This is a genomic window from Neisseria sp. HMSC074B07 (genome assembly GCF_001810355.1).
GTDB lineage: Bacteria > Pseudomonadota > Gammaproteobacteria > Burkholderiales > Neisseriaceae > Neisseria.
This window is the reverse complement of sequence record NZ_KV800943.1, coordinates 1-290: the sequence shown is the minus strand read 5'-3', so window position 1 is coordinate 290 and position 290 is coordinate 1. Positions and strand designations below refer to the sequence as shown.

At 50.3% G+C, this 290-nt stretch carries 1 protein-coding gene; it reads left to right on the top strand.

All coding sequences use genetic code 11. The features are described 5' to 3' along the window. On the top strand, window positions 1-290 hold a 290-nt coding region (locus HMPREF2726_RS07125; RefSeq protein ID WP_246827873.1), incomplete at both ends, for a contractile injection system protein, VgrG/Pvc8 family.

Sequence of the window (290 nt, the reverse complement as noted above, 5' to 3'; positions counted from 1 at the left end):
GTATCCAAGGATGAAACCGTTTACCGCTTTGTTTTAGAGCCGCGTTTCGCGGCTTTAAAACATTTCCAATCCTCCCGACTGTTTCAAAACCAAACCGTCCCCGACATCGTTGCCGCCGTCTTCAAGCACCACGGTTTCTCCGGTGTCGACTACCGTTTCCAAAAAAGCCGCAGCTACACCGTCCGCGAGTATGTGACCCAGTATCTCGAAAGCGACTTCGCTTTTATCAACCGTCTGTGTGAGGAAGAAGGCATTTGGTATGCCTTCGAACAGCATGAACAACATGGCGA